We start from the raw sequence: 18,557 nt of genomic DNA, 5'->3' as shown, positions 1-18,557 counted from the left end.
GATGTCGTCAGTCACCACAGCCGTCCCTGTGCTGCAGGCGCGGGGCCTGTCGCGTCAGTTCGGCCATGTCCGGGCGTTGAACAACGTCGATTTCGAGGTCTACCCGGGGGAGGTCACCGCTCTCATCGGCGACAACGGCGCCGGCAAGTCGACCCTCGTGAAGGCCCTGTCGGGCAACCTGGCGGTCGATGAGGGCGAGATCCTCTTCGACGGCAAGCCGATCGAGATGTCCAACCCGCAGGTCGCCTCGGCCCTCGGTATCGAGACGGTGTACCAGGACCTCGCCCTCGCCCCGCACCTCGACCCGGTGCAGAACATGTACCTGGGGCGGGAGATCCGCCGCCCGGGCCTCGCGGGGGCCCTGGGGTTCATGAAGACCAAGGACATGGCCGTCGCGTCCCGCGCGGCGTTCGACGAGCTCGGCGCGACCGTCCGCTCCCTCACCTCTCCCGTGGGGGAGATGTCGGGTGGGCAGCGGCAGGCGATCGCGATCGCCCGTGCCGTGCACTGGGCGGGGCGTCTGGTGTTCCTCGACGAACCCACCGCCGCTCTCGGCGTGCGTCAGACCAAGAACGTCCTCGAAACGATCCGTCGCGTCCGCGACAAGGGCATCGCCGTCGTTCTCATCTCCCACTCCATGCCCCACGTCATGGACGTGTGCGACCGCATCCAGGTGCTGCGCCTGGGGACCCGGGTGGCGAACATCGACGCCAAGCAGACCTCCATGGAAGAACTCGTCGGGCTCATGACCGGCGCCGTCACGAAGGACGACCAGAAATGAGCACCACGACACCGCCGACGGAGACCGTCGCGATCGGCACCTTCGACGATTCGAAGCCGAACTTCTTCGTGGGGCTGCTCAAGGCGCAGGCCTTCCAGATCCTCATCATCCTCATCGTCATCGTGCTGATCTTCAGTGCACTGGCGCCGGACTCATTCGCCCAGTGGTCGAACTTCCGCCTCATCATTCAGAACGCCTCGATCCTGGCGGTGCTCGGCGTTGGGATGACGTACATCATCATCACCTCGGGCATCGACCTCTCGGTCGGCTCGGTTCTGGTGTTCTCGGGGGTCGTCTCGGCGACCGTCATGCGGGCTCTCGGCGGAGAAGGGTGGGGCGTCGCCACCGTCGGCATCCTGGTCTCGATCTTCAGTGGCGTGTGCTGGGGGCTGTTGAACGGCTTCCTCATCGCCAAGGCGAAGATCCCGCCGCTGATCGTGACGCTGGGCTCGCTCGGCATGGCGCTGGGGCTCGCCCAGATCATCACCGGGGGCGTCGATATCCGCGACGTCCCGACGGTGCTCACGGTGTCGATCGGCTACGGCAACGTGTTCGGGTCGCTGCCGATCATCAGCGTGATCGCGCTCGTGGTCGTGGTGATCGGGGCCATCGTGCTGCACTTCACGAAGTTCGGCCTCTATACCTACGCCGTCGGCTCGAGCGAGCTCGCCGCCCGCCGCGTCGGCGTGAAGGTCGACCGCCACCTCATCTCGGTCTACACGCTTTCGGGGGCGCTCGCCGGGCTCGCCGGCATCCTGGCCCTGTCGCAGTTCTCGACCACGGCGATCGCGGGTCAGTCGCAGACCAACCTGAACGTCATCGCGGCCGTCGTCATCGGCGGAACGTCCCTCTTCGGCGGCGTGGGCACGATCTTCGGCACCGTGGTCGGCCTGTTCATCCCGGCGGTGCTGCAGAACGGCTTCGTCATCACCGGTGTGCAGCCCTTCTGGCAGCAGGTCGCCGTCGGTGCGGTGCTGATCACCGCCGTCTACGTCGACCAGGTACGCCGCACCGCCGCCACGCGCGGCAACACCCAGAGCCTCTGGCGAAAGTTCGTCAGCGGAGGACGCCGCGGCTGAGGCCCGGCATCCGACCCCACCAAGAGAGAACGGTCATCACAATGCAGTGGAACAGCAAGGTTCTCGCGTTCGCCACCCTCGGCGCCGCAGCCACCCTCGTCCTCGCCGGGTGCTCCGGCGGATCCTCGTCGGGCGGTGCCTCCGGCGGTGCCGAGGACGGGTACAAGATCGCGTTCGTGCAGGGCGTCGCGGGAGATGAGTTCTACATCTCCATGCAGTGCGGCATCGAAGCCGAAGCAGAAAAAGAAGGCGCCACCGTCACCACCCAGGGCCCCGAGAAGTTCGACCCCACCCTGCAGAAGCCCATCGTGGACGCCGTCGTCGCGTCGCAGCCCGACGCGCTGCTCATCGCCCCCACCGACGTGTCGGCCATGCAGGCCCCCATCGCTGCCGCCGAAGCCGCCGGGATCAAGGTCGTCCTCGTCGACACGACGCTGGAGGACCCCTCCGGTGCGGTGTCGCAGATCTCCTCCGACAACGAAGGCGGCGGCGCCGCCGCGTTCGAAGCCATCCAGGAGGCCAACCCGAACGGTGGCAAGGTGCTCGTCGTGTCCACCGACCCGGGTGTCTCCACCACCGACGCCCGCGCCCAGGGCTTCGAAGACGCCGTCGCCAAGGACAGCAAGTTCGAATCGGTGGGGGTGCAGTACTCGCACAACGAGCCCTCCACCGCCGCGGAGATCGTCACCGCCGCGCTGCAGAAGGACCCCGACATCGTCGGCATCTTCGCCGCCAACCTGTTCGCCGCCGAAGGCTCCGCCACCGGCGTCCAGCAGGCCGGCAAGCAGGGATCGGTCACCATCGTCGGCTTCGACGCCGGCCCCGCCCAGGTGAAAGCCCTCGAAGCCGGCACCGTCCAGGCCCTCGTCGCCCAAGAGCCCGCCACCATCGGCTCCGACGGCGTGAAGCAGGCCATCGCGGCGCTGAAGGGTGAGGCCACGGAGGAGAAGATCCAGACCGGCTTCACCATCCTCACCAAGGACAACATCGCCACCGACGGCGCCGACGCCGTCTACAAGTCCAGCTGCTGAAACCCCGGATGCCGGGACCTCGCGCACTCGCGCCGAGGTCCCGGCATCCACCCCCTCCCCGCGCGACTTGCCCCACATTGCCGCTTCCGACACCGCTGAAGCGACAGAGTTCGGTAACTCACGCGCGCCCAGAAAGGACCGCCGTGCCGCTGGCCGACATGCCCGAACTGCTCGCCGCGCACCGCGCGGTCGGGGCCTTCAACTTCATCACCCTCGAGGTCGCTGAGGCGATCATCGCCGGCGCCGAAGCCGCAGACAGCGGCGTCATCCTCCAGCTGTCGCAGAACGCCATCGCGTTCCACGGGGGTCTCGCCCCCGCCGGCTCCGCCGCCCTACGTCTCGCCGAGTCCGCGCGCGTGCCCGTCGTCGTGCACCTCGACCACGCGACCGAGGAAGCGCTCGTCGACGAGGCGTTGGCCGTCGGCATCCGCTCGGTCATGTTCGACGCTGCTCATCTCGCCGACGCCGAGAACCTCGAGCGCACCGCCGCCGTCGCCGCTCGCGTGCACGCTGCCGGTGGCTGGATCGAGGCCGAGCTCGGCGAGATCGGCGGCAAGGGCGCCCACGCACCCGGCGTGCGCACGGACGTCGACGAGGCGGTGCGCTTCGTCGACACCACGGGGGTCGACGCCCTCGCCGTCGCCGTCGGCAGCGAGCACGCGATGCGCGAGCGCAGCGCGAGGCTCGACGAGCACCTCATCGCCGAGCTCGCCGCGGCCCTGCCCGTGCCGCTCGTGCTGCACGGGTCGAGCGGAGTCGCCGACGCGGGCATCGACGGAGCCGTGCGCGCGGGCATGCGCAAGATCAACATCGGCACCCACCTCAACACCGTGCTGACGGCATCCGTCCGCGCCGAGCTCGACCGGGACCCGGATGCCATCGACCCCCGCCGGTGGCTCGCTCCGGGCCGCGCGGCGGTCGCCGATGAAGTGCGGCGCCTGCTCGGTGTCGTGACGGGTGTCGGCGCATGACCGGCATCGTCACCCTGACCGCCGCCGGGGCGATCGACGCCACCTACCGCGTCGGGACCCTGCGCCGCGGCGCCTTCGCCCGCGCCGACAGCTACGCGCGCGAGGTGAGCGGCAAGGGGGTGAACGTCTCGGCCGCTCTCGCGGCGGGCGGCGCCGACACGGCGGCGGTGGTCGTGCTCGGCACCGACGACGTGCGCTTCGCCCGCGCCGGGCTGACAGCTCCGCTGCTGCGCATCGTCGAGGTGCCGGGCGCGACCCGCGTGAACACGTCGATCATCGACGCCGGCGGTGCGACCACGAAGGTCAACGCGCCCACTCCACCCCTGTCGCCGGAGGCATGGGATGCCACGATCTCGGCCCTGGGTGTGGAGCTCGCCGCCCGCACCTCGCCCTGGCTCGTCATCTCGGGCAGTCTGCCGGAACTCGCCGGGACCGGGGCCCTGGTCGACCTGGCCGCCGTCCGCGCGATAGCGCGGGAACACGGGGCGCGTGTCGCGGTCGACACCAGCGGCGCCGCCCTCGACGCGCTGCTCGCCGACCCCGTCGGCATCGACCTGCTGACCCCCAACGCCGAGGAACTGTCGGCGACGGTGGGGCGTCCGCTCGACACCCTCGGCGATGTGGTCACCGCCGCACGGGAGATCGTGTCGCGCGGGGTGACGACCGTACTGGCCAGCCTCGGTGCCGACGGCCTCATCGCCGTGACCGCCGACCGCGAGGTCTTCGCGCGGGCCGAGGCCCCGTCCGTCGCCAACACCGCCGGGGCGGGGGACGCCGCCCTCGCCGGCTTCCTCCTCGGCCTCACGAGGGAACCCGCCGCGGGCGCCGATCCCCTGGCCGTGGCCGTCGCCTCGGCCGCCGAGTGGGGAGCGCACGCTGTGGCGCACGCGTCGACGATCGTCGAGGGGCCGCCGCTCGGCATCCGGGCCGTGATCGCGACGAACCCTGACCTCTCTCGTGCGCTGACCGACGAGGGGCAGGCGTGAGCGCCGTCGCCCCCGAGATCGCCGCGGCCGTCACCGACGTCGCGCGCATCCGTACCCGCGCGATCGACCGCGTCGCCTACGCCAACGACGCCTCGCACTATCTCCTGACCCCGGATGCCGTCGTGATCGCCGCCGACGCGCTCGAGGTCGGAGCGATCCTGCGGGGGGCCACGGCATCCGGTACCCCCGTCACGTTCCGCTCGGGCGGCACGAGCCTGTCGGGGCAGTCGTCGGGAGCGGGGCTGCTGGTCGACGTGCGACAGTGGTTCGGACGCATCGACGTGCTCGACGGCGGTCGCCGGGTGCGCTCCCAACCCGGGGCGACGGTGCGCCAGGTGAACGCGCGACTGCTGCGGCACGGGCACCGCCTCGGACCCGATCCGGCGAGCGAGGCCGCTTGCACGATCGGCGGGGTCGTGGCGAACAATTCCAGCGGCATGGCGTGCGGGACCGTGGAGAATTCGTATCGCACCCTCGAGGGGCTCGTGCTGGTCCTGGCATCCGGAACCGTCGTCGACACGGCCGCGCCCGATGCCGACGCGCTGCTGCGCGAGCGCGAGCCCGCCCTCGTCGAGGGGCTGATGCACCTGCGCGAGCGCGTCGCCACGAACGCCGCGAGCGTCGCCCTGATCGAGCGGCAGTTCGCGATGAAGAACACGATGGGGTACGCGCTCAACGCCTTCCTCGACTTCGACACTCCCGCGGCCCTGCTCGCGCACCTCGTCGTCGGGTCGGAGGGCACCCTCGCGTTCGTCGCCGAGGCGACCTTCCGTACGGTGCCGATCCGCCCCGCCATCGCGACGACCCTTGCGGTGTTCCCGACGCTGGACGCCGCGACGCGCTCCCTTCCCGCGCTGGTCGCGACCGGGGCGGCGACGCTGGAGCTGATGGATGCCACCTCCCTCCGCGTCGGTCAGCGTCTGGCCGGCACTCCCGCCGCCATCCACGGGTTCGAGGCGACGACGCAGGCGGCGTTGCTCGTGGAGTACCACTCGGACGACGCTCTCGCGCTCCGGGAGCTCGCCGGGGCGGGCGCACGCGTGCTCGCCGGGGAGGACCTTCTCGACGCGGTCGTCTTCTCCCGTGACCCGGTGCAGCGCGCCGCCGCGTGGACCTTCCGCAAGGGCCTCTACGCCTCGGTCGCCGGTGCCCGACCCAGCGGGACGACGGCTCTGCTCGAAGACGTCGTCGTGCCGGTCGAGCGGCTCGCCGACACGTGCGAGGGCCTGCAGGGGTTGTTCGAGCGTTTCGGCTACGCCGACAGCGTCATCTTCGGCCACGCCAAGGACGGCAACATCCACTTCATGCTCACCGACCGATTCGAGGGCGCGAGGGCGCTGGGTCGATTCGAGGGCTTCACCGACGCGATGGTCGACCTCGTGCTGGCGGCGGGCGGCAACCTGAAGGCCGAACACGGCACGGGCCGGGCGATGGCGCCGTACGTGCGTCGGCAGTACGGCGACGAGCTCTACGACGTGATGGTGGAGCTGAAGCGTCTGCTCGATCCGAGCGGCATCCTGAACCCGGGCGTGATCATCAGCGATGACCCCGGGGTGCACATGCGCGACCTCAAGGCGCCCGTGTCGATCGAGCCCGAGGCCGACCGCTGCGTCGAGTGCGGATACTGCGAGCCGGTGTGCCCGAGCCGATCGCTCACCCTCACCCCGCGGCAGCGGATCGTCGTCCGGCGCGCCTCGATTGCCGCCCGGGAGCGCGGAGACGGCGCCCTCGTCGCCGAGCTGGAGAAGGACTACGACTACGACGGTGTGCAGACCTGCGCCGTCGACGGCATGTGCCAGACCGCGTGCCCCGTGCTCATCAACACCGGGACGCTGATGAAGCGCTTCCGTCGAGAAGATGCCAACCCGCTAGTGGCCGCGGGGTGGTCGGCCGCGGCGACCGGGTGGGGTGCGGTGACGCGGGCGGGGTCGGCGGCGCTCTCCGTGGCTGCGGCGGTTCCGATGCCCGTGGTGCGGACGGTGACGGATGCCGCCCGCGCGGTGCTCGGCACGGATACGGTGCCGCGGTACTCGGCGGAGCTGCCGTCGGGTGGGGCGTCTCGTCGCTCGCTCGGCTCGCGGATCGGCGCGCCGGGCGTCGAGCCGGTGGCGGTGTTCCTGCCCGCGTGCGTGGGCAGCATGTTCGGGCCCGTTGACGGAATCGGCGCGACCGCGGCGTTCGTGCGACTGCTCGAGCGCGCCGGGGTCGCGGCGGTGGTGCCGGACGGAATCGATGCGCTGTGCTGCGGAACCCCGTGGTCGTCGAAGGGCTACGCGAAGGGGCACGCGACGATGTCGGCCCGCGTGCGCGCCGCCGTGCGCTCGGCGTCGCGCGACGGCGCGCTCCCGGTCGTATGCGATGCGTCGAGCTGCACCGAGGGGTTCGCGGCGACGCTGCGCGACGAGGGCGTGGAGGTCGTGGATGCCGTGGCCTTCGCGGCATCCACTCTGCTTCCGGCCCTGAGCCCCACGCCGGTGGCGGAGCTGCTGGCGCTGCACCCCACGTGCTCGTCGAAGCAGCTGGGGATCGATCCTGCGCTGCGCGCGGTGGGGGAGGCCGTAGCCACCGAGGTGCGTGTGCCCGATGCCTGGGGCTGCTGCGCCTACGCCGGAGACCGCGGGATGCTGCACCCCGAGCTCACCGGGGCCGCGACCGCCCCCGAGGCGGCCGAGGTCGTCGGCTGGGGCGCCGACGCGCACGCCTCGTGCAATCGCACGTGCGAGCTGGGCATGACGAAGGCGACGGGGGAGTCGTACGTGCACGTGTTGGAGCTGTTGGAACGGGCGACGCGGTGAGGGGACGCGTCTTCACGGGCGCGTCCCCTTTGCACGTCGGCGTCGCCGGTCACCGGGAAACGAAGACGAGCATCATCGCCGCCAGGGCCGCGCCGAGCGAGAGCCACAGAAGCCACCGATGCCACCGTCGGGGCTTTCCGGGTGGGTTGCCGACAGGCTGCGTGGCGAGACCGAGTTCTGCGCGGATCTCATTGGCGCGGATCTGCAGACGATCCTGAAACTCCGCGTGCGCGAGGCCGCCCCCGGGCACGCGGAGCGCGTTCGCGATCGACGATGCGATCTGCTGCTCGAGATCCACGAGTTCGCGGCGAAGACGGTCCTCGCGGCGGACCAGGTCGGAATCGTCCATGATGCCTCTTCGGCAGTGACTGACGGCCGCATGGCCGATCGAGAATTCAGTGTCGGGGTCGGGCTGGGAGTTGCCTAGAGCTTTACAAACGGAGGGGGCCCGTGGTGCGAAGCCGATCGGCTTCGCGCCATCCTGAGCCAGGAGAATGCACGGCGCGGGGACAGATTGCAAGAGGTGGTAGCCGCGATGTGCTGCTGACAGCATCCGGCTATGGCAGAGGGACTCGAGCGACCGCGGGCGCAAGGGCGCCCCAACCGATGAGCGCCGTCTGGGAGGCTCTCGCCGCCCTCGTCGATCCGATCCTGGCGTTCCTGGGCCGAGAGAAGGACTACCGCGACGCGGAATCTCCCCCCGATGATCCTGCGCCGACCTAGGACGTGGTGGAGGGAACTCTCGTCAGTCGCTGAACCCCGGTGACGGCTTCGTCGATGCCGGCGATCACGGCCCCGACCTCTCCCGCGCGACCGCGGTCGTCATCCGCTTGCAGCGGGTACCGCGGCGCGGAGCCACGCCCCCGCTGAGCAGCCCGGCGGTGGCCGCTATCGAAGTTCCGCGGCGGCGGCCATGACACCATCCGACGTCGTGAAGCGAAACAGGTCTGTCAGTATGGCGTCATGTCCGGCACGTCGAAGGTCACCCCTGTACTCGCCGCATTCGCCTTGACGGCTTCGGCGTTGGCCGGCTGCACTGCGGCAGCGCCGACGGCAGTTCAGACGTCCACGGCATCCGCTCCCACGGCATCCGCTCCCACGGCTGTCGCCGCGCCGGTGACGGGAGCGACGCCGGCGCCGCCATCGGCCGATTCGGAGACCTGCTCTGGCATGTCGGAGGTCTACGGCTCCACCAGGGGTCCGTATCTTGAGCGGCGGGGGACGCTGCGGGATCTCGGCGCACGTGAGTTCGCGCGGGGCGAGGTGACATTCGATGAGGACGGCGCCCCCGTGACCTATACCGTTGAGCCTGGCGACGTGGAGGCGGTGATCGCCGAACGGTTCTGCGCGTACCCGACCCTCGGCCCGATGAATCACGTGCGCACGATCCAACCGGAGCAGGTGCTCTGGCTGACCCCCGACCCCGACACTCCTTGGGTGCCGTACTTCGCCCCCGAGGACGCGCCCGCGGGGTTCGAACAGATTCCGTACCAGCAGGCGATCGAGTCCGCAGGCAGGGCAGTCGATGCCGGTGACGTGGACACCGTGCAAGCCGTCTGGAATGACACCCTCAAGGCCATGTTCGTGAATCAGAACACCATCGACGCTGTCCAGAAGGTCGTCGACTCCGGCGACCTCGACGCGCTTCGCCAACTCTTCTCCTGACGCCGCCGATGTAGCGTTTCTCCGCCGGGGGAGGGCTGAGCGAAACGGAACGTGCACGCGCTGGAGCCGTCAGCGCAGGCGACGCGGTGAGGGGACGCGCCCGGCAGCGGACGGGTCCCCTCTCGCTCACTGCGAAGCCGGCAGCTCCGCGGCGCTGTCGCGGTCGGCATCCAGGGTGCTGCTGTCGATCACGAAGCGGAAGCGGATGTCGTTGGCGACCATCTCGTCGAAGGCCTCGTTGACCTGCTGCACGGGGATGACCTTCACCTCGGCGGCGATCCCGTGCTCGGCGGCGAAGTCGAGCACCTCCTGCGTCTCGGCGATGCTGCCGATCAGCGAGCCGGCGATCGTGATGCGGTTCATCGACACGAAGCCGAAGTCGATGCCCTCCTCGTGGATCGGCTCGAGCATGCCGACCGTCACCAGCGCCCCGTCGTGGCGGATGAGCGAGAGGTAGGGCTTCATGTCGAACGGGGTCGGAATGGTCGACAGCACGAAGTCGACGCTCGAGGCCTGGGCCTCGACGGCATCCTCGTCGGTCATGTCGATCACGTCGTCGGCCCCGAGGGCCCGCACGGCGTCGGCCTTGTCGGGGCTGGTGGTCAGTGCGATCACGCGGTCGGCGCCGCGCGCCTTCGCCAGCTGCACGGCGAGGTGACCGAGTCCGCCGAGGCCGGCGACGGCGACGACGCTGCCGGGGCCGATGTTCCAGTGCGCCAGCGGCGACCACGTCGTGACGCCGGCGCAGAGCAGCGGAGCCGCCTGCTCGAGCGGGATGGCGTCGGGGATGCGCAGCACGAAGTGCTCGTTGACGACGATCTCGTCGGAGTACCCGCCGAGAGTGACGTCTCCGGTGTCGGGGTCCTGCCCGTTGTAGGTGAAGATCGCGGGCGGGTTCTGGTACTGCTCCTCGCTCACGCCGCGCTGCGACTCGTCGCCCCAGTAGACGAGGCAGCCCACGCCCACACGGTCGCCGACGGCGTAGCGGGTCACCTCGGAGCCCACCTCGGCGACGGTGCCGGCGATCTCGTGCCCGGGGAGGCAGGGCCACAGCGTCGCGAGGGCGCCGCCGAATTCGTCGCGCGCCTGGTGCACGTCGGAGTGGCATACGCCGCAGTAGGCGATGTCGATGCGCACGTCTTCGGGGCCCACCTCGCGGCGGTCGAAGGTGAAGGGCGCCAGGGGGGTGTTCTTGTCGGGGGTGGCATAGCCGATGTTGCGGGACATGTTCTTCCTCAGGTCAGGGCGAGTGCGTCCCAGAACGGTAGGAAAGGCGCCTGACGAGAGACGGGCCCTGGTGTCTTCGGCGGATGCCGGTAGTATCCGCGACCCGAAGGGGTGGTGGCCAGGGGTCGCCCATGATCGTTCATGAGCGAGCCGTGATCGCTTCCTTCCTCTGGTGGAGCGTGCAGCGGTAGCGACCGAACTGCTGGCGGTCTCGCGCGGGGTGCGCACGGACAGCGGACGTGAGCGGCCGTCGGCGTGGTGCCGGCGGCCGCTTAGTCGGCGCGAGCGATCAGGCGCAGCGGGCCAGGTACTGCCGCACGTCGGCGCGGGTGAGCGTCTTCAGCGCGGCGATGTCGTGGTGAGCGCGCAGGTATGCACGGGCGGCGGTGGTGGCCTTCGCGAGTGTCAGGGTGGACCGGTCGAGGCAGGGGGCGGATTCGAGCGGGTTCGTGCGCGGGGTGCGCAGGTCGGCGTCGATCCCGATGACGGCCTCGTCGATGCTGGTGATCACGATGGTCTCGGCGCCTTCCATGGTGGGGCTGTTGCGCCACCACAGCGCCATCCCGCCGTCTCCGTCGGAGCCGAAGCCGACGATGTAGGACTCGCCGCCGGGTCGGGGATCCAGGCCACGGATGGTGTAGTTCCCATTCCGGTCCGTCATGGTGTCGGTGTAGCCGATGAGGGGGACGAGTCGCCGCGAAACGCTCCACCCGGAGAGCGTGGACAGCTCGCACGATGTCGGGGACCGTGCCATGGAGACGCCCTCGCCTTGGGCGCCTGCCGAGAGCGACTGCTAGCCGACAGCGCGCAGCTCGAGGACGCACTTCCATCGACATGCAGAACCGCCGCACCGCCCCTCAGGTCGACGGTCTCCCGCGTGACCGCCATCGTCAGCCGCTCGCGTCGCGTGCCGCGGCCAGCGGTGCGGCTGAGCAGTGCCAACTCGCATAGCAGCGCGGCACGCGTACCGAGGTCAGCTTCAGCGTGAACCACGGGCCGGGGGAGGAGGGCATGAGTCAGCTACCGCGGCATCCCATTAAATTCTCTTGGGGGGCGTTCACCGGTCCGCATCGAGCTGCTGCTCCGCGGCGTCATCTTCGGCGGTCGGGTAGCTGCCCCTCCTCGACCAAGTGCATACCGGTGCGCCCGGTGTGGCGCCGAAGATGGTCAGTTTCATCGTGTCTTCCTCGTGTGGCCGGGGTGTCAGCCGCTGTAGGCGACGTAGTGCAGCTCGGGCTGCCGACGATCATCGTGCAGCCGCGCGATCGCCTCGGCGATGACATCGGGCTCGGCATCGGGGTGGCCGCCTCCGATCAGTGCGGTGATCCCCATGTGCGCGACGTAGATCCCCTTCGGTTGGAGTGCGTTGTGCAGATTGAGTGTCCAGTTGCGGAGCCCCGCTGCGGCGATGTTCACATTGCCGAGGAAGGGCATAGGGCTGATGGAGCCGCCACCGGTCGTGACAAGGACGGCGCCCTCGCCGGCCGCGATCATGTCCGGCAGTACTTCCCCGATGGCGTTGAGAGCGCCTCCGAGATAGAAGTCGATCTGCGGCTGCAGGTTCTCCATCGTCACCTCGAGGACGTCGACGGGCGCGAGGGACGGGTCTGCCGGCGAGAACTCGAGCACGTCGATCGGGCCGAGTGTGTCCTTGATCGTGCGGATGGCGGTCGCGACGGTGTCCGGTCGGCTGATGTCTGCAGCGAATCCGTGCGCCGAGATTCCTTCGCCTACGAGGGTCTGGACGAGAGAGTCGAGCCCGGTCTGAGTGCGCGCCACGAGAGCGACATCGAAGCCCCTGCGCCCGAAGGCGCGGGCGATCTCGAGACCCAATCCGGGGCCGGCTCCGATGATGGTGATAAGCGGCATGGTGTTTCCTTTCGCGCCCTGGCAATCCACAGGTCGTCACGTAGGTGAGGTAGATTGAGGGCGCCCTCAATTTGCACCCAGCCTATGTTGAGGGTGCCCTCAATATCCACTGGAGTCGTCGTGACGCGTGCGAATGGTCTCCGCCGAGATGCCCAAGCCAACGTCGAGAAGCTGCACGCCGCCGCGCTTGCGGTGTTCTCGCGCCGTGGACTCTCCGCTCCGCTCGAGGAGATCGCTCGGGAGGCCGGCGTCAGCATCGGGACGCTCTACAACCGGGTCGGATCCCGGGAGGACCTCATCGACGCCGTGATCCCCGCAATCGCCGGCGAAAAGCTCCTGGCTCTCAAAGAGCAGGCTCTGAGTCGACCATCGCCCCGCGCGCGACTGGAGGCATTCATCGCGGGGATGATCGACCTACAGCTCGCCGATCCGGCGTTGAACGACGCCATGCTCCGTCGTTTCCCAAACGCCACGTCGCTCATCGAAACCTGCGATCGGTCGACCGCGCTCGGCCGGGACCTGATCGACGACGCTCACGCGGCTGGTGTCCTCTCCCGAGGGTTCACCGCCGACGACCTCATGACGGTGCTCTGGATGGCAGGAACCGCAAGCCGTGACCCGTCAGCCCCCGCGGGGTGGCGACGGGTTGTCGATCGCAGCATCGCCGCCGTCTGGACTAACTGACGCCACCGGTGCGTCGCGGGATGCGGCGTTCATGGCGTCCCTCAGCCAGAGGGATGCGGGGTCCGCGTCTACGCGTTGGTGCCAGCGCTGCTGGACGATGGACACCGGGAGATCGACGGGGACCTTGTGGGCGCGAAGAGGGACGCCGCGTTCCCGGAGGTGTGAGGCCAGTCGGGAGGGGATCAGGCAGAGCACGTCGTCCTCGAGCGCCATGAGCGCACCGACGGCATAGGTCGGGACGATCGCGGCGACCCGACGGGTGTATCCCGCACGTTCGAGTGCGTCGTCCAGGGGGCCCCGTTCCAGACCACGCCGCGATGCCGATACGTGGGGGACGGAGCACAGTTCGTCCAGGGTCAAAGTCCGCTTCTTCCCGAGATCGGACACGGAGGACACGACGGCGACGAACACGTCGGTGAAGAGGACGGAGGTGAGAACGTCGGGTGGCGTCTGGTCGGCGACTCCGACGTCGAGGTCGAGGGTGCCGTCGCGGAGCAGATCGACCTTCTTCGACTGCTGCGCGACGAACCGCAGTTGCACGCGGGGCGCCTGCGCGGACACGAGGCGCGTCAGGCGTGGTGCGAGGAAGGGGGAGAGAGCGTCGTTGATGCGGATCTGAAAGGTCCGTTGCCACGTGGATGGGTCGCCCACCGTGTCCGAGCGCAGTCGGTCGGCGTCGTCGATCATGGCCTTCACCCGCGCGGCGGAACGTTGCGCGAAGGGCGTGGGGACCATTCCGCGGCCTGCCCGGACGAGGATCGGGTCGTCCATCGCGTGGCGGAGGCGGCCGAGTGCTCGACTCGTCGCCGGTATCGACAGGTGAAGTCGATCCGCGGCTTTGGACACGCTGCTCGTGTCCAGCAGAGCGTCGAAGACCCGGAGGAGGTTGAGATCGAGTTGCTCCGCGGCCATCGAGTTATTGTGTCAAACGCAAACATAAGTTGCTTATGTTGCGCTTTTGGATATGAGTCGAGTCGATCAGCATGGGACGAGGGGCCGATCGGCCCCCGTCATTCCGATCCGGCTAGCAGCCGGGTCGCTGATCCCCTTGGAGGTCTCATGGCCAGGATCGTGCGTCCGCGAGCATTCGGCGGTCCCGACGTACTCGCGGTCCAGGACGTCGACGTCTCGACGCCCGGACCGGGCGAGGTGGTCGTGCAGGTGCGCGCGGCAGGCGTCAACCCACTCGACTGGAAGGTCTACAGCGGAGCGTTCCATGAGGTCGACGACGACGAGAAGGATGCGGCCGGCCTGGCCGACGCGCTGCCCAGCCTCGGCATGGACTGCGCCGGCATCGTGACCTCGATCGGCCAGGGCGTGCAGAACGTCGCCGTGGGCGATGAGGTGATCGTGTACCCCGTCACCGGCGCGTACGCCGACTACGTCACCGCTCCCGCGTCCTCCCTCATCCCGAAGCCCGTCACACTCGGGTGGGAGGAAGCCGGCTCTTTGATGCTCGCCGGGCTGACCGCGGCACACGCCCTCCACGCCGCTGACGTCCAGGCAGGCGATACCGTGCTCATCCACGGTGGAGCCGGCGGCGTCGGCCTCATGGCGGTCCAGCTCGCCACCGACCTCGGAGCCGTCGTCGTCGCGACCGCATCCGGACGGAACCACGATCTGCTTCGACAGCTCGGCGCCGTCCCGGTCGAATATGGGGACGGACTCACCGCCCGCGTGCGCGCCGCAGCACCTGGCGGCGTGGACGCCGCGATCGACACGGTCGGCTCTGACGAGGCCCTCGACGTGTCCCTCGAACTCATCTCAGACCCCGCACGCATCGCCTCGATCACCGGCTCTGACCGTCGTTTCCGCACCGGGATCAGACTCCTCGGCTACGGGCCCGGGCAGGATGCCGGAATCGCGTACCGCGACTCCGTCAGAGCACACCTCGCCGAGCTCGCCGCCACCGGCCGAGTCCGAGTGATCGTCGCCGAGACCTTCCCCTTGACGCAGGTCGCCGAGGCGCACAGAGCTGGTCGGGCCGGTGGCACCACCGGGAAGATCGTCCTCGTCCCATGAGAACGGCGGTTGCATCGCGCCTATGTGGTGCGAAACCCATCGGTTTCGCACAACCGCGCCGCGCGTGCCGGGGCGGCGTGGTCGAGAGTCAATAGTTTGTGTTGGACTGCTCGGGCTGTGAGCATCAGCGATGTGAAGCGGCCGAGAGTTGGCATGTGGATGGGCGTGGTGTTCATCCTGGTCGGGCTGCTCGGAATCCCGTTGGCTCTGAATGACCCCACGGGCACGTCTCCCCGTGGCTTGCCGTTGTGGGTGCTCCCCCCGCTGTTGGTTGGGGGCGGGGCGTTCTTCGTCGTCTACAGCTGGTACTTGCTATCGCGTGGGCGCCGCGGGGGATGATCGAAATCAGTGGCGCGCGTAATCCAATCGGAGTGTTGATGAGTCGGACTTTGCTTATACAACTCATCGGAATGCCAATTGCCGCGCTGGTTGTGATCCTGTTCATGTTCGGCTTGTGGATACCGGCGCTTCTCGCACTCATCGGGGCGACCGTGGGTTGGGTCTGGGCCATTCAGGCTCGGAACAGCGCGGATCTCGACGAAGCAATACGCCGGAGCGAGACCCAGGACGAGTGATCTGTTCGCACCACCTGCGACCCGCGAAGATTGGTCGATGGAGCCTCACGACGAGACCGCCCACCTTTTCCCCAACTCTGCACCCCTCACGCAACCGAGTCCGCGAAGCATGGGAACATATCGACCCGCCTCCGAAGCGGAAGTCCCCGTGCGGTTCGCTGAGGGCTACGACGCCTACGCACATTCACTGCATGCTCGGGGCCTGTCGGCCGCATCGCTAGCAGGTGACCTTCCCGCACTCATCCGAGTGCTGGCGGAGGACACCGGGCTCACCGCCGAGTTGACATATTCAGCAGCGATCTTCCTGGGCAACAGCATCGCCACGCGCTACCCGTCCGCGGAGTGGTCGGTCATGGGGGAGCCCATGATTGGGCCCGGAAGTCTGAGCGGCACCCCGCTCCTCACCGTCCTCCGACAGCTCCAACAGCACCCCCACCGCCACGCAGAATTCGTTGAGGCCCTGGACCGAACCATGTCGACCGCCGGCTGAGCGCTTCACCATCGAGCGTCCCCCACGACCGCCACCTCCACCGACCACAGCAGGAGCTGACCACATGACGAGCGGACTCATACGACGTAATAGCCTCGCCCTCGGCTGGTCGACCCTGCTCGCTGGTCTAGCAATCCCCTCCGTCATGTCCGTCGGCGCGATCGTGCTGTTCTGGAATCTGCCATGCACTGAAGGGGTGCACTGGGCGGTGACCCCGCTCGTCGCGGGTTGCGAACCGCTCAGTCCATCTCGGCGTGCGCTCGGCTGGACCGCCACCTTCCTCACACTGCTCGCGTTGGCGTGCGCGACCGGGGTAGCCGTACACGTCGGGGCCGAATTCTTTCGCGCTCGAGACAGGCGTCGTGCCCTACCGTGTCTCCTGTTCCCCTCCGCCACTCTCACGGTGGCCGTCGTCATCACCGCGGTTCTCCTGAGCGATCCAGACGCCTTGTTCCACGCCGCGGGCGCATGGATAGCTCTCTCCTCCTTCGCCGGCCTCGCAACGGCGGTGACGGCGGCGATAGCCGCACTGGTCGTAGAGCTGACCATTGGCCAGACCGACCCGCATCGTTCGTCCCGGCAGACAGGCCTCGCGGGATGAGCAAGACGCTGTAGAACCCATCGGTTCGACGCGAACAAGTTGCGGGCTCAGCTTGCGGACAATCGCACGTCGCCCCGCAGACATGATCGGCAGCACTTGAAGCGCCGACTAGCCATTGTGGGGTTGCTTCACCGAATTCATGTACGCAGCCGCAGACCACCCGACAAGTGACAGCACCGCCCCGGCACCGCCCACCAGGACCCCCGTCGATGTGAGGCCTGAGTCCCCGGATGCAAGACCGATTACCAGCGTCACTAACCCGGCGAGAACACCGCCGGCACCGAGGGCTCCTGTTCCAGCGAAGTATGTCGTTGGAAGGGCGCGGCCAATGCGCGTCGCTCGAGTCGGGGGTTCATTCCCGTTCTCATCAGCGGGCGGGTTCTTGGGTGAGGATGGCCCGTTCCGTCGCCACATGCGGATACCGCTTCCCACGATCAGCAAACCGGACAGGACCACCGCGGGCATCAGAATCCACATCGGGATCCCTCTGCGAGATGTCTCGGAGAGGTCGACGAAAAATAACCCCGCGGCGCCCCCCAGGGTCACGAGAGAGCCCATGACGATGAGCAGCTGCGCCATTGCACGATCCTGCGGTGCCACCCCGTTGTATCCCATGTGCGTAGTCTCTCCTCGTCCAGGCAGACTAAGCCGCTGCTTGACGCGGTTGATACCCGGTGCAAAACCGATCGGTTTCGCACCGTCAGGGCAATTCTGTAAACAGTTGGGAGGCGTGTAGCCGTCGACGACCGCGCGCCCCTAAGGTCGGGATCGATGGGGGCACCGTGCTCCCGCTGGGGGATCGTCATGTCATTGCTTTCGCGCGCTCAACTTCGAAATTCGATCGCCGCCGCAGCGGCCGTCCTGATCATGGGTTCCGGGGTCGCTGCCCCCGCTCACGCCGATGCGCCGCAGGCGACCGGCACAATCATCGGCCAGGTACTCCTCGAAGGTCCTCCGGATTACCCTCCGTCCGCAGGGACAGAGGTGTACCTCTTCCCGCCCTCGGTGAGCTCGGAGACACCGACCGTCATCGCGACAACCACCGCCGACGGCACCTTTACCGCCGATGTCCTGCCCGATGTGGGCTACGTCGTCGCCGCGCAGGTCGAGGACGGCGTCCATGTGCCCCGAAACCTCGGCGCAACGCGCAGGAACGCTCCGGGGACCGCCTTCACAGTGTCGACGGGTGAGACGCTGGTCCTTCCCGAGTACGTCCTGCCGTTGGGGGCGACCATCAGCGGCCACGTCGAAACCGATGACGGTGCCCCCGTGCCGGTTTCCGCCTATCAGGAGTTCGCGGGCTACACGGACACCGTGACGGATGGAAACGGGGACTACACCATTCGCGGCCTGGACCCCACACCCAACTTGGACACCTTCATCGTCGGCTTCGGCGACGACGGGGACGGCGGAATGGCGCAGTGGTGGCGCAACAGCCCGACGATGGAAGGAGCCGAGACCATCGTGCTGACGAGCATCGACGACGCGGTGACCGGGATCGATGCCGACCTGCGCACCCCGCGCACAAACCCGCTCGACTCCGCCCCGTGCCTCGCCCGCTCGACTCTGACCGTCGCGAAAGCAACCGCCGCAGCCCGCGCCTATCTGCGCGCACACCACGACCTCGCCGCGCTGAAGACGCTCACCCGCGCCGATGTGCAGCAGTACATCGCCCGCTGCGCTTGACCTTCGAGCACTGACTGAGCGGCCGCCGGCTTCACACCGGCGGCCGCTCGCGTCTATAGCCCACGCCGATGGTGGATTGATGGTGCAAAACCGAT

General features: G+C 68.6%; 17 protein-coding genes. 12 read left to right on the top strand and 5 right to left on the bottom strand.

All coding sequences use genetic code 11. The features are described from left to right. Position 1 precedes the first annotated feature (1 nt). From ACXKZF_RS13585 to ACXKZF_RS13560, 6 genes are all read left to right on the top strand, one after another. On the top strand, positions 2 to 781 hold the full coding sequence (locus tag ACXKZF_RS13585) for an ATP-binding cassette domain-containing protein (RefSeq protein WP_488984539.1): 780 nt from the start codon (positions 2 to 4) through the stop codon (positions 779 to 781). Beyond that, positions 778 to 1,860 (top strand): ABC transporter permease, encoded by a 1,083-nt coding sequence (locus ACXKZF_RS13580; RefSeq protein WP_055960458.1) that lies wholly within the window; start codon positions 778 to 780, stop codon positions 1,858 to 1,860. Before ACXKZF_RS13585 ends, ACXKZF_RS13580 begins: the two co-directional genes overlap by 4 nt. A gap of 41 nt (positions 1,861 to 1,901) precedes the next feature. Then, entirely contained in the window at positions 1,902 to 2,891 is a 990-nt protein-coding gene (locus tag ACXKZF_RS13575; RefSeq protein WP_488984538.1) for an ABC transporter substrate-binding protein, read from the top strand. Positions 2,892 to 3,034: 143 nt separating this feature from the next. Next, positions 3,035 to 3,862, top strand: coding sequence for a class II fructose-bisphosphate aldolase (locus tag ACXKZF_RS13570; protein ID WP_488984537.1), 828 nt, complete (start codon positions 3,035 to 3,037; stop codon positions 3,860 to 3,862). Then, positions 3,859 to 4,848 (top strand): 1-phosphofructokinase family hexose kinase, encoded by a 990-nt coding sequence (locus ACXKZF_RS13565; RefSeq protein WP_488984536.1) that lies wholly within the window; start codon positions 3,859 to 3,861, stop codon positions 4,846 to 4,848. Before ACXKZF_RS13570 ends, ACXKZF_RS13565 begins: the two co-directional genes overlap by 4 nt. Beyond that, entirely contained in the window at positions 4,845 to 7,643 is a 2,799-nt protein-coding gene (locus ACXKZF_RS13560; protein WP_488984535.1) for an FAD-binding and (Fe-S)-binding domain-containing protein, read from the top strand. The genes ACXKZF_RS13565 and ACXKZF_RS13560 overlap by 4 nt, the downstream gene beginning before the upstream one ends. Positions 7,644 to 7,692: 49 nt before the next feature. Here the strand turns inward: ACXKZF_RS13560 and ACXKZF_RS13555 are convergent, their stop codons facing one another. Beyond that, a complete protein-coding gene (locus ACXKZF_RS13555; RefSeq protein ID WP_055960439.1) occupies positions 7,693 to 7,992 on the bottom strand; it encodes a hypothetical protein in 300 nt (99 codons plus the stop codon). 941 nt (positions 7,993 to 8,933) lie between these two features. On the opposite strand from ACXKZF_RS13555, the gene ACXKZF_RS13550 reads away from it, so the two are divergent. Beyond that, positions 8,934 to 9,308, top strand: a complete 375-nt coding sequence (locus tag ACXKZF_RS13550; protein WP_488984534.1) for a hypothetical protein — start codon at positions 8,934 to 8,936, stop codon at positions 9,306 to 9,308. Positions 9,309 to 9,434: 126 nt separating this feature from the next. Here the strand turns inward: ACXKZF_RS13550 and ACXKZF_RS13545 are convergent, their stop codons facing one another. The 3 genes from ACXKZF_RS13545 to ACXKZF_RS13535 form a co-directional block, all read right to left on the bottom strand. After that, complete coding sequence (locus ACXKZF_RS13545) at positions 9,435 to 10,535, bottom strand: NAD(P)-dependent alcohol dehydrogenase (RefSeq protein WP_488984533.1); 1,101 nt, start codon at positions 10,533 to 10,535, stop codon at positions 9,435 to 9,437. A gap of 289 nt (positions 10,536 to 10,824) precedes the next feature. Beyond that, positions 10,825 to 11,196, bottom strand: coding sequence for a hypothetical protein (locus tag ACXKZF_RS13540; protein ID WP_488984532.1), 372 nt, complete (start codon positions 11,194 to 11,196; stop codon positions 10,825 to 10,827). A 542-nt stretch (positions 11,197 to 11,738) separates the two neighbouring features. Then, positions 11,739 to 12,404 carry an SDR family NAD(P)-dependent oxidoreductase gene (locus ACXKZF_RS13535; protein WP_488984531.1) on the bottom strand — a complete coding sequence of 222 codons (666 nt, stop codon included), beginning with the start codon at positions 12,402 to 12,404 and terminating at the stop codon, positions 11,739 to 11,741. A 54-nt stretch (positions 12,405 to 12,458) separates the two neighbouring features. On the opposite strand from ACXKZF_RS13535, the gene ACXKZF_RS13530 reads away from it, so the two are divergent. Then, complete coding sequence (locus tag ACXKZF_RS13530) at positions 12,459 to 13,088, top strand: TetR/AcrR family transcriptional regulator (protein WP_488984530.1); 630 nt, start codon at positions 12,459 to 12,461, stop codon at positions 13,086 to 13,088. Here the strand turns inward: ACXKZF_RS13530 and ACXKZF_RS13525 are convergent. Continuing rightward, complete coding sequence (locus ACXKZF_RS13525) at positions 13,026 to 14,000, bottom strand: LysR family transcriptional regulator (RefSeq protein ID WP_488984529.1); 975 nt, start codon at positions 13,998 to 14,000, stop codon at positions 13,026 to 13,028. The two genes, ACXKZF_RS13530 and ACXKZF_RS13525, sit on opposite strands and share 63 nt — an antisense overlap. A 147-nt stretch (positions 14,001 to 14,147) precedes the next feature. On the opposite strand from ACXKZF_RS13525, the gene ACXKZF_RS13520 reads away from it, so the two are divergent. The 4 genes from ACXKZF_RS13520 (at position 14,148) to ACXKZF_RS13505 (ending at position 18,462) form a co-directional block, all read left to right on the top strand. Further along, positions 14,148 to 15,110, top strand: a complete 963-nt coding sequence (locus ACXKZF_RS13520) for an NADP-dependent oxidoreductase (protein WP_488984528.1) — start codon at positions 14,148 to 14,150, stop codon at positions 15,108 to 15,110. 335 nt (positions 15,111 to 15,445) lie between these two features. Further along, positions 15,446 to 15,685 carry a hypothetical protein gene (locus tag ACXKZF_RS13515; RefSeq protein ID WP_488984527.1) on the top strand — a complete coding sequence of 80 codons (240 nt, stop codon included), beginning with the start codon at positions 15,446 to 15,448 and terminating at the stop codon, positions 15,683 to 15,685. An 893-nt stretch (positions 15,686 to 16,578) separates the two neighbouring features. Next, complete coding sequence (locus ACXKZF_RS13510) at positions 16,579 to 16,776, top strand: hypothetical protein (protein ID WP_488984526.1); 198 nt, start codon at positions 16,579 to 16,581, stop codon at positions 16,774 to 16,776. A gap of 804 nt (positions 16,777 to 17,580) precedes the next feature. Further along, positions 17,581 to 18,462: a carboxypeptidase-like regulatory domain-containing protein gene (locus ACXKZF_RS13505; protein WP_488984525.1), complete on the top strand. Its 882-nt coding sequence runs from the start codon at positions 17,581 to 17,583 to the stop codon at positions 18,460 to 18,462. Positions 18,463 to 18,557: the final 95 nt, after the last annotated feature.

This window comes from Microbacterium sp. ABR10 (assembly GCF_057812175.1).
Note: the sequence above shows the minus strand (reverse complement) of the source record. Positions and strands in the feature narration are given on the sequence as shown.

Excerpts from the sequence above, each read along its gene's own strand:
- ACXKZF_RS13585 (WP_488984539.1), top strand. The coding sequence starts at position 2 with ATGTCGTCAGTCACCACAGCCGTCCCTGTGCTGCAGGCGCGGGGCCTG.
- ACXKZF_RS13580 (WP_055960458.1), top strand. The coding sequence starts at position 778 with ATGAGCACCACGACACCGCCGACGGAGACCGTCGCGATCGGCACCTTC.
- ACXKZF_RS13575 (WP_488984538.1), top strand. The coding sequence starts at position 1,902 with ATGCAGTGGAACAGCAAGGTTCTCGCGTTCGCCACCCTCGGCGCCGCA.
- ACXKZF_RS13565 (WP_488984536.1), top strand. The coding sequence starts at position 3,859 with ATGACCGGCATCGTCACCCTGACCGCCGCCGGGGCGATCGACGCCACC.
- ACXKZF_RS13555 (WP_055960439.1), bottom strand. The coding sequence starts at position 7,992 with ATGGACGATTCCGACCTGGTCCGCCGCGAGGACCGTCTTCGCCGCGAA.
- ACXKZF_RS13545 (WP_488984533.1), bottom strand. The coding sequence starts at position 10,535 with ATGTCCCGCAACATCGGCTATGCCACCCCCGACAAGAACACCCCCCTG.
- ACXKZF_RS13540 (WP_488984532.1), bottom strand. The coding sequence starts at position 11,196 with ATGACGGACCGGAATGGGAACTACACCATCCGTGGCCTGGATCCCCGA.
- ACXKZF_RS13535 (WP_488984531.1), bottom strand. The coding sequence starts at position 12,404 with ATGCCGCTTATCACCATCATCGGAGCCGGCCCCGGATTGGGTCTCGAG.
- ACXKZF_RS13525 (WP_488984529.1), bottom strand. The coding sequence starts at position 14,000 with ATGGCCGCGGAGCAACTCGATCTCAACCTCCTCCGGGTCTTCGACGCT.
- ACXKZF_RS13520 (WP_488984528.1), top strand. The coding sequence starts at position 14,148 with ATGGCCAGGATCGTGCGTCCGCGAGCATTCGGCGGTCCCGACGTACTC.
- ACXKZF_RS13515 (WP_488984527.1), top strand. The coding sequence starts at position 15,446 with ATGATCGAAATCAGTGGCGCGCGTAATCCAATCGGAGTGTTGATGAGT.
- ACXKZF_RS13505 (WP_488984525.1), top strand. The coding sequence starts at position 17,581 with ATGTCATTGCTTTCGCGCGCTCAACTTCGAAATTCGATCGCCGCCGCA.